Raw genomic sequence first — 8,183 nt, 5'->3', positions numbered from 1 at the left:
ATGATCGAGAACCCCGCGGTCGCCGCGGTGGGCTTCACCGGGAGCCGCTCGGCGGGGATGCAGCTTAAAGAGGTGGCGGACCGCTACGGCAAGCCCGCCTATTTGGAGATGTCCAGCGTGAACCCCGTCTTCGTGCTCTCCGAGTATCTGGAGGCCAACGGCGAGGCGCTGGCAGGGGAGTTCTTTACGAGCTGCACGATGGGCACGGGCCAGTTCTGCACCAACCCCGGCTTGGTGGTGCTCCCCGCAGGTGAGCAGGGCGAGGCATTTGTGGCGGCGGCAGCGGCGAAGTTTGCTGAGGCCAAGCCGGGCGTGCTTCTCAACAAGGGCGGGCGCGACGGCCTGGCCGAGGCCGTCGAGACGCTCAAGGCGGCGGGCGCAAAAGTGGTCTGCGGCGGCGAGGTCTTTGACGATCCGGGCTTCCGCTATGCCAACACGATTCTGACGGTCACGGGCGCACAGTTTATCGCCGATCCGGAGACGCTCCAGACCGAGGCATTTGGGCCGGTGAGTCTGCTCGTGCTCTGCGAGAGCGATGAGGAGCTGCTGGGAGTTGTCAATGCGCTGGAGGGGAACCTCACGGGGACGATCTACACCAGCGACAACGGCTCCGACGAGGCGCTTTATAGCAAGCTCGCCCCCGTGCTACGGGTCAAAGTGGGGCGGCTGCTCAACAACAAGATGCCCACGGGCGTCGCGGTCAGCCCTGCCATGAACCACGGCGGGCCGTTCCCTGCCACGGGCCATCCGTACTTCTCCAGTGTCGGGATTCCGCACGGTATCAGCCGCTTCTCGATGCTCTGCAGCTACGACAATGTGAAGAACCATCGCCTCCCCGCCGAGCTCCAAGACGGCAACCCGCTCGGAATCTGGCGCTTGGTAGATGGCGACTGGGTAAAGTAGCGCTACGAGCGCTTTTTGGTTGAGGAAGTGGGCTTCTTTTTGGAGTCCACTTTCTTTTTTGCTACGGGAGCAGTGACTTTCTTCTTAGGGACGGGTGTGGGGAGAGTTGCGGGCAGGATGCGGCGTACGGTTTCGCTTGTAGGAGCGGGTGTTGGTTTGTTGCTGATTTCCGTGGGCGGGGGAATCTCCAGAGGTGCCGTGGCGGAGCCAGGAGCAACGGGAGTACCCAGCTCGCCGGTTTCAACCTCACCCGGCTCGGGAGTACCAGCGGGCTCAGGCTTGGGTTTTGGCTCAGGCCGCAGGTTTGTCAGGGTCACAGGAGCAACATTAGGCTCTGGGGTGGGGGAGGTGATGACCGCTCTTGGTGCCATTGGCTGGAACCAAAAGGGCTGAGGCGTCGGAGTTGGCTGCGTGACAGAGGCCATGAGCGCACTCAGACTCGGGGAGGCTCCCGGGATATTAAGGGCAATGGGTGCCAGTGGCTCGGGTGAGGGTGAGGGGCTGGGCTCTGGGGTGGCATAGGGCTGTGGCGTGGGCTGATCCGCAAAGAGCGGCTCTTTGCCGTCCATGGCATCGAGCGAGGCCCGCACTGCCTCAAGCTGCTGCATGCTCACATTCGGGTCTTTGAGGATGCGTATCAGGATCATCCTCGCCTTGTCATCCTCACCCATCCCACGGAGTGCCGTTGCCAGTGCCAGCCGAGCCGAGATGTCCTTGGCATCTTTCTTCACCATCAAACGAAAGGCTTTCTCAGCGTCTTTGAAGCGCTGGACACGCAGCAGGCACATGGCGCGGATACGGGTGGCCTCCAGCTCTAAATCGCCTTTGGAGTGCAAAAGTACCCACTCGGCCTGAGAGAGGGCGATGGAGTACTCTTTGAGCAGGAATGCCTGGCGCATGGCATCAGCATGGTAGATGAGCGTGTCGGGCGGCGGCGGTGGCGGCAGAAACGTAAACCACTCCCGTACCTTGAAGTGACCAGAGAAGACATAAACCCCCACCGCAAGCGTGGCTACCATCCCCAACAGTGTCTGTATTAGCTTGTCTTTTTTTACGTCTTCGTCCATACTGCTCACTCCGCTCTCATTCGAACGCTTCTTGTACCACGCGACCGTCCCACTCACGGCAGGCAGGGATTTTAAGGGCGTGGGCGATCGTCGGACAGACATCGTACAGAAAAATAGGGTCGGTGAGTTCCCGGCCCACGGCAACCCCAGGGCCATGGAGGATAAAGGGGATCGTCATGTCCTCCGCGCAGTCTGTCCCGTGGCTACGGTCATGCCCGCCGTGGTCGCTTACCACGCAGACAATGCCGTCCCAGTGCTCCAAGACTTGTGCGAGGCAGGCATCCGCGTTCTCGATGGCTTTTAAGTAGGGCTCGCTCATCCAGCCATGCGCGTGACCTGCTTCATCGGGGTGCCCAAAGTAGACAAAGACAAAATCGAGGCTGTCGCTCTTGATAGCCGCAATCGCCGCGTCGGCGACTTTTTGATCGGTCTCAAAGACATGTCCCTCGCCAAAACAAACACTGACTTTCAGGCTCCCCGGCGCGGCCAGATCCCGAAGCTGCTCCCAGTTGTAGAAAAAGCCGACACGCTTGCCGTGGTTGGCCGCCGCATCCATCACACTGGGTACGGGGCGAGCAAGCGGCGTAAACGTATTGCTGGTGATCCCATGGCGCGGGACATCCACGCCACGCAGCATCGACGTATGACAGGGCAGGGTCACCGAGGGCATCACCGACGATGCCTTCCACGTGTGGGCACCGTCACGCGCCAGCCGTTGAACTGTGGGGGTGTGGCAGGTGAGAATCGCATCGGGACGAACCCCATCCAGAGAGCAGAGCAGAACACGCGCAGACATGGCAGTATTTTACCTGGCCTTGTCGGTGAGTGCCGCATGGTAGAGGCTCGCCAGGTCATCGGTAGTCACCGAGCGCGGGTTGAAGCTCGCGGTCCACTGCCGCACCGCCTCGCTAGACAGGGTCGGGATGGCATCCTCAGAGACACCGCAGGCACTCAGGTTCGTCGCCAGCCCCGCAAACCGTAGCCACTCGGTGACTTTTTCGGCTAGGGCTTCCGGAGACTGGCCTAGGGCTTCGTAGGCACGGCGCGTGGTGGGATCTTGGGCATTAAAATGAATCACGTGGGGGAGCATCACCCCGACGGCTTGCCCGTGCACCACGCCAAAGTGCGCCGTGAGAGGGTTGGCCAGCGAGTGGGCGATCCCCAGCATCGAGTACTCAATCGCCAGCCCCGCCCAGGTGGAGCCCAGCAGCATCGCTTCCCGCGCTTGGATATCTTCGGGTTTTTCCAGAACTCTGGAGAAGTTTGCTGAGATCTTTCGGAACGCCTCGTGAGAGAAAAGCAGCGAGTGCGGCGTCCGTGGCTTGGTGACCGCCGTCTCGATGGCGTGCACGAGGGCATCTATCCCCGTCTGCGCCGTCACCGAGCGTGGCAGCGTGAGGGTCAGTTCAGGGTCAAGAAGCGCAATCGTCGGCTCCGCACCGGTCTCGCCCAGTGCCATCTTGGCGTGGGTTTGTGCATCCGCAATAAGCGCGTGGCACTGCACCTCGCTGCCCGTTCCCGCTGTCGTAGGGATGGTAATTGAAGGCAAGAGCGGCTGTGAGAAGCCCCGACGATTCGGGCTGGCGACCCAGAAGTCGCTCAGGGGCCCGCCATGGGTGAGCAGAAAGTTGCACCCCTTGGCGGTATCCATCGCCGAGCCACCTCCTAGCGCGATCAGCACATCGGGTCGGAACGCTTTTGCAACTTCCCAGCACGCGTCCACGTCGTCGGTCGTCGGGTTCTCGTGAACGTCGGAGAAGAGAGTGGACTCGATACCTGCCTCCCTCAGAAACGCCTCCGCCCGTGCGGTGTGCCCCACCGCGACAATCCCCGGGTCGCTCACGAGTAGCGCCCGCGTCCCCCGCTTTTGTGCTAGTTCCCCAAGCTGCGCCAGAGCGCCCGCGCCGCAGACAATCCGCGTGTGTAGCTGCCAGTCGAACATGGGTACACTATAGCCCATGCCGCGCCGATTTCGCCCTGCCTGCTTTGATCCCGTGCTTGCCCAGCGCCTGCAAGCCGTCAGTGGCCCGGAGCCGATTGCGGCGCTCAATCGTGTGAAAGAGCGCGAGTGTGGCGAGCCACTGGTAGACATTCGCAAGCACTGCCCTGGGGTTCGCGTCTCCCGCAAGTGCCTGCCGTATCTACGAGAGACTGTCGCGAAGAAGCTCCAGCAGGCTCAAGATGCGCTCCCGCCGGGCTATAGACTGCACGTCACGACGGCGCTTCGCACCAAAGAAGCTCAGCGGATGCTCTTTGATAAATACTTCGCCGAGCTGACCGAAAAACACCCAGAGTGGAGCTACGGCACGCGCCGCCGCCAGACCTGCCGCTTCTTTGCCCCCTACGATCAGCCCGCGCCGCCGGGGCACTGCACGGGAGCCGCCGTGGACGTGCATCTACTGCTTCCCTCGGGCAGAACAGCGGAGCTGCGCAAGCCCCTCACGGGCTGGAAGTCCGCCCGAAGCCTCGCCACGGGCCTGAGCGAAAAAGCCGTCCGCAACCGCGAGATCCTCTTTACGGCGATGCTCGCGGCGGGCTTTTCCAACTGTGCCGAGGAGTTCTGGCACTTCAGCTGGGGCGATGCAGGCTGGGCGGTTCGTGTCGGGGAGCGCGTGTGTGTCTATGGCTGGGTATCATTACCCCAATGATCCAAAATCTCCGCCGCCTCGGCCTGATCGAGGCCCTCTCATTTCTTTTGCTCACCGGAGTCGCCATGCCTCTCAAGTATCTGGCGCACAAGCCCGAGGCTGTGAAAATCGTCGGCACGGCCCACGGCGCGCTTTGGGTGCTCTATATCGGCATGCTCGGGGTCGCGTTTCTCACAAAAAAGCTCCCCTTCACGCTCGCCTTTCTCCTCGGAGTAGGCTCCGTGCTTCCCTTTGGCCCGCTGCTTTTTGAGAAAAAACTCAAGGCACTGGAATCGAAATAGCGGCACAATGCCCGAGCTGACGGTTTCTCTGGATACGGACCTGCCTCTCTGGCACAGGAGCGCGGAGAAGCTAATTGTACTTCTGGAGATACATGAACCCCAGGTTCGTCAAGGGGCACGAGAGCAGCTTGTGGCGATGGGGCAGAGTGTCATTCCTGCAATAGAGGAGGCGCTAGAGACGGCAAGTGCTTTACAGTTTGTTGACCTTGCGGAGATTCTGGCTTGCTCAGGCTCGCCCGTTGCGATTCGGCCCTTGCTTCTTGCCTATGCTCGAAGCGCGACCGAACATAGACCATCGCTTTACCAGGAGCTGAAGGTACTTTTAGGTCGCTACACGCTGCTCCCTGACACCGCCTGGAAGGCGATTCAAACCTGCACGGTGCGCACCGCTCCCCTTGTCTCACAACAGATAAAAATGAGCCTTGCCCTTCCGCTAGATACCAAAGACAGCGGCGATCCTCTTAGCTTTCGCGAGGCAACCACCGCCACCGAGATTGCATCACTGACGGCGCTTCTGCGCTGGCAGCGCACGGGCGATGTCGCTCGACAGGTAGCTCTAGCGTTGCACCAGATCGCTCTCAGCGATCCTGTACCCCAGCTTCGCGAGGCACTGCCGTATCTGCACCGCGCCTGGCACATTTGCTTTGCCCACCCCGAGCTACTCCAAGCCCTGAAGGCAATCGAAGAGGCCACGGTACTCTGGAAAAATCTACCGCTTCCTGCCGAAAGCAAAAGCGACTTTGCCACTCAAAACCTGCCGGTGCCTGTGGATAACTCGCACTAGCCTGTGGATAACCTGTGGATAACTCAAATGTGTAGAGGTCAAAGGAAACAGAAAATAAAGGAATATCACCACTACCTATGTGGTGCCGATCCACTGGGGGACGTTTCCTCGGCTAACGGGCACCCCCAGAGGCGCTGAAAACCGAGCTGGAGAAGCGGGGGCGGATGGTAAGCGTGCATGCGCTAAAGCTGGGAGAAAAAATATAAACTCTGTTGGGAACAAAAGAAATCGGAAAAAAGACCAAAAGAAAGTTCTGGTTTTTTCAGAACTTTATAGAGCAGGCTCATGAGAATTGTAACAGCAGCACAGATGCGGGAGGCGGATCGCCAGGCTATCGAAGACCTGGGAGTTCCTGCCGTCTGCCTGATGGAGTCTGCCGGAGAGGCGCTTGCGCGGGCGTGCGCAGGGGCGCAGCGCGTGGCGTTTCTCTGTGGTAAGGGCAACAATGGCGGCGATGGTTTTGTGGCGGCAAGGCACCTGGCAGTGGCGGGAAAAGAGATCACGGTTCTGCTAGTGGGAGAGGAAAAGGAGATCCGAGGCGCTGCCGCCACTCACTTTGCTGCCTTGCGTCACTGCGGCGTAAAAATCGTGCCCCTGAAAAAGGCAGTGCTTTTGGGCTACGACTTACTGGTGGACTGTCTGCTTGGAACCGGCGCGACGGGTGCGCCACGAGGCGTTATCGCTGAGGCCATTGCTGTCGCGAATGCCTCAAAAATACCGATTCTTGCCTGCGATATTCCGTCTGGGGTGGGTGCAGATACCGGCGAGATTCCTGGCGTCGCTATCCATGCCCAGCAAACCATCACGCTAGCGGCTCTCAAGCCTGGGCTCTTGCTCTATCCCGGCGCAGAGTATGCGGGGAAAGTCATGGTCGCCCCGATTGGCCTGCCGATTCTTACGCCACCTACGCAAGAGCTGACGACGCTTGACTGGGTTCGCGCCACACTTCCCAAACGCACACAGGGCCGCGACGCCAATAAAGGCGCGTTTGGAACCGTCTTCGTGATCGCTGGTTCGCGAGGCATGGCTGGAGCCGCCGTGCTCACCGCCACAGCGGCGCTTCGGGCGGGAGCGGGACTGGTCTATCTTGCCGTCCCTGAGAGCCTGGTCGCCACCGTGGCAGCACTTTCCGCTGAGGTTGTCATTCGACCTCTCCCCGAGACGCCCGAGGGAACGCATGGGGGAGCTGGGGCGCTCGCCGCGCTCTTGCCACTTTTAGAGCGTGTGGATGCGATTGCGCTGGGGCCGGGAATGACCGCCGGACAAGCTGTCCAAGACTTTATCGCCACGCTTCTGGTAAGCACGAACCTGCCTTTGGTAATCGATGCCGATGGGCTCAACGCCCTCCCGCGCCCCTTCACACTCGCCCATCATCAGGCCGTCTTAACGCCCCATCCTGGAGAGCTAGGCCGCCTGCTGGCTCGCCCGACAGCCGAGATCCAAGCCCAGCGGATAGAGTCTGTGTGCCTCTGTGCGGAAAGCTATGGAGCCACGGTCCTGCTCAAAGGAGCACGCACTTTGGTCGCGGAGCCATCAGGTCGGTTATACTACAACCGTGAAGGCTCGATCTCGCTGGCAACGGCGGGAAGCGGCGATGTACTGACCGGCGTGATCGCTGCCTTGCTGGCGTCTGGCCTGCCTGCAACGGATGCCGCGCGGTGTGGTGCCTACTGGCACGCACTCGCCGGAGAGAGCTTGCCAGTAGGCTCTCTTGCGGGAGAGATTCGGGATGTCTTGCCTGCTGCACGGCAGCGCTTAGAACTTGGGGATAGTAACGATCTATGAGAAAACTGCTGACAGCACTTGCTTTGACTCTGGCCACGGGCGCACTCGCACAGACGCCTACGCCCGCGCCCAAGCTAGAGCCACCCAAGACCACACTCGCCGCCACGCCCGCCCCCAAGAGTGAGGGGGCCAAGGCCAGTCCCACACCCGATCCGAAAGCCTCACCGACCGCTGCCGCCACACCTGCTCCAGCTCCCGCGACTCCTGCGCCATTGGTGGTTGTCGTTCAGCAACAAAAGGAGCCCGAGTCCAACAACAGCAGTAGCCTGATCGCGGGCTGGCTCGGCCTCGCTATCCTAGGGGTGGGCGGGTTCTTCGGCTGGCGTGCCCTGAAAAGCAAGGGCCTGACGGTCACGGGAGCCTTCAAGCAGCTCGGTGTGGAGCTTCCCCAAGAAGCCCCGCCTGCCGCCGCGCCTGCAAGCAAGCCCGCCGTGGCTCCGCTCCCGCCTCTGCCCTCGCTCTCTGACTTACCAAGTGCTGGGGCCGCTGCCGCTGGCGTTATGGCCCCCTCCGCCGCTATAAATGGGGGAACCCAGCCCACTGCGCCGCCACTTCCCGCCCCAACGGGCCAGCCCAAGCTCGTCGGCTACCACGGCCCCGCCGCAGGGAAAGTGATCCCTCTGATGGACGCCCTCACTGTGGGCCGTGAGCCCGACAATACGCTCTCACTCCCCACCGACAGCACCGTCAGCCGCAAGCACGCGGTCTTTCTGCC

Annotated in this window: 9 protein-coding genes; 6 read left to right on the top strand and 3 right to left on the bottom strand. The window is 61.3% G+C overall.

The features are described 5' to 3' along the window. A partial coding sequence (locus tag AC1XOS_RS16960; RefSeq protein WP_481963408.1) for an aldehyde dehydrogenase family protein occupies window positions 1–903 on the top strand: 903 nt, incomplete at its 5' end. Window positions 904–905: 2 nt separating this feature from the next. Here AC1XOS_RS16960 and AC1XOS_RS16955 read toward each other — a convergent pair. Genes AC1XOS_RS16955 through AC1XOS_RS16945 form a run of 3 tightly spaced genes read right to left on the bottom strand, consistent with a single transcriptional unit; the run spans window position 906 to window position 3,912 of the window. Then, complete coding sequence (locus AC1XOS_RS16955) at window positions 906–2,072, bottom strand: tetratricopeptide repeat protein (RefSeq protein WP_481963407.1); 1,167 nt, start codon at window positions 2,070–2,072, stop codon at window positions 906–908. After that, window positions 1,987–2,766 (bottom strand): alkaline phosphatase family protein, encoded by a 780-nt coding sequence (locus AC1XOS_RS16950; protein WP_481963406.1) that lies wholly within the window; start codon window positions 2,764–2,766, stop codon window positions 1,987–1,989. The genes AC1XOS_RS16955 and AC1XOS_RS16950 overlap by 86 nt, the downstream gene beginning before the upstream one ends. Window positions 2,767–2,775: 9 nt before the next feature. Further along, a complete protein-coding gene (locus AC1XOS_RS16945) occupies window positions 2,776–3,912 on the bottom strand; it encodes an iron-containing alcohol dehydrogenase (RefSeq protein WP_481963405.1) in 1,137 nt (378 codons plus the stop codon). A 16-nt stretch (window positions 3,913–3,928) separates the two neighbouring features. On the opposite strand from AC1XOS_RS16945, the gene AC1XOS_RS16940 reads away from it, so the two are divergent. From AC1XOS_RS16940 to AC1XOS_RS16920, 5 genes are all read left to right on the top strand, one after another. Beyond that, the gene (locus tag AC1XOS_RS16940) at window positions 3,929–4,618 is read left to right on the top strand and encodes a M15 family metallopeptidase (RefSeq protein ID WP_481963404.1); all 690 of its coding nucleotides are present in this window, start codon (window positions 3,929–3,931) and stop codon (window positions 4,616–4,618) included. Continuing rightward, window positions 4,615–4,899, top strand: a complete 285-nt coding sequence (locus AC1XOS_RS16935; protein WP_481963403.1) for a DUF3817 domain-containing protein — start codon at window positions 4,615–4,617, stop codon at window positions 4,897–4,899. Before AC1XOS_RS16940 ends, AC1XOS_RS16935 begins: the two co-directional genes overlap by 4 nt. Window positions 4,900–4,906: 7 nt before the next feature. After that, window positions 4,907–5,683 carry a hypothetical protein gene (locus AC1XOS_RS16930; protein ID WP_481963402.1) on the top strand — a complete coding sequence of 259 codons (777 nt, stop codon included), beginning with the start codon at window positions 4,907–4,909 and terminating at the stop codon, window positions 5,681–5,683. 285 nt (window positions 5,684–5,968) lie between these two features. Further along, entirely contained in the window at window positions 5,969–7,468 is a 1,500-nt protein-coding gene (locus AC1XOS_RS16925) for an NAD(P)H-hydrate dehydratase (protein ID WP_481963401.1), read from the top strand. Next, window positions 7,465–8,183 (top strand): FHA domain-containing protein (locus AC1XOS_RS16920; RefSeq protein ID WP_481963400.1); only part of this gene is annotated, 719 nt, incomplete at its 3' end. The genes AC1XOS_RS16925 and AC1XOS_RS16920, both read left to right, overlap by 4 nt.

The organism is Armatimonas sp., from assembly GCF_964826245.1.
The sequence above is the reverse complement of the archived record's forward strand: the minus strand, read 5'-3'. Positions and strand labels throughout refer to the sequence as shown.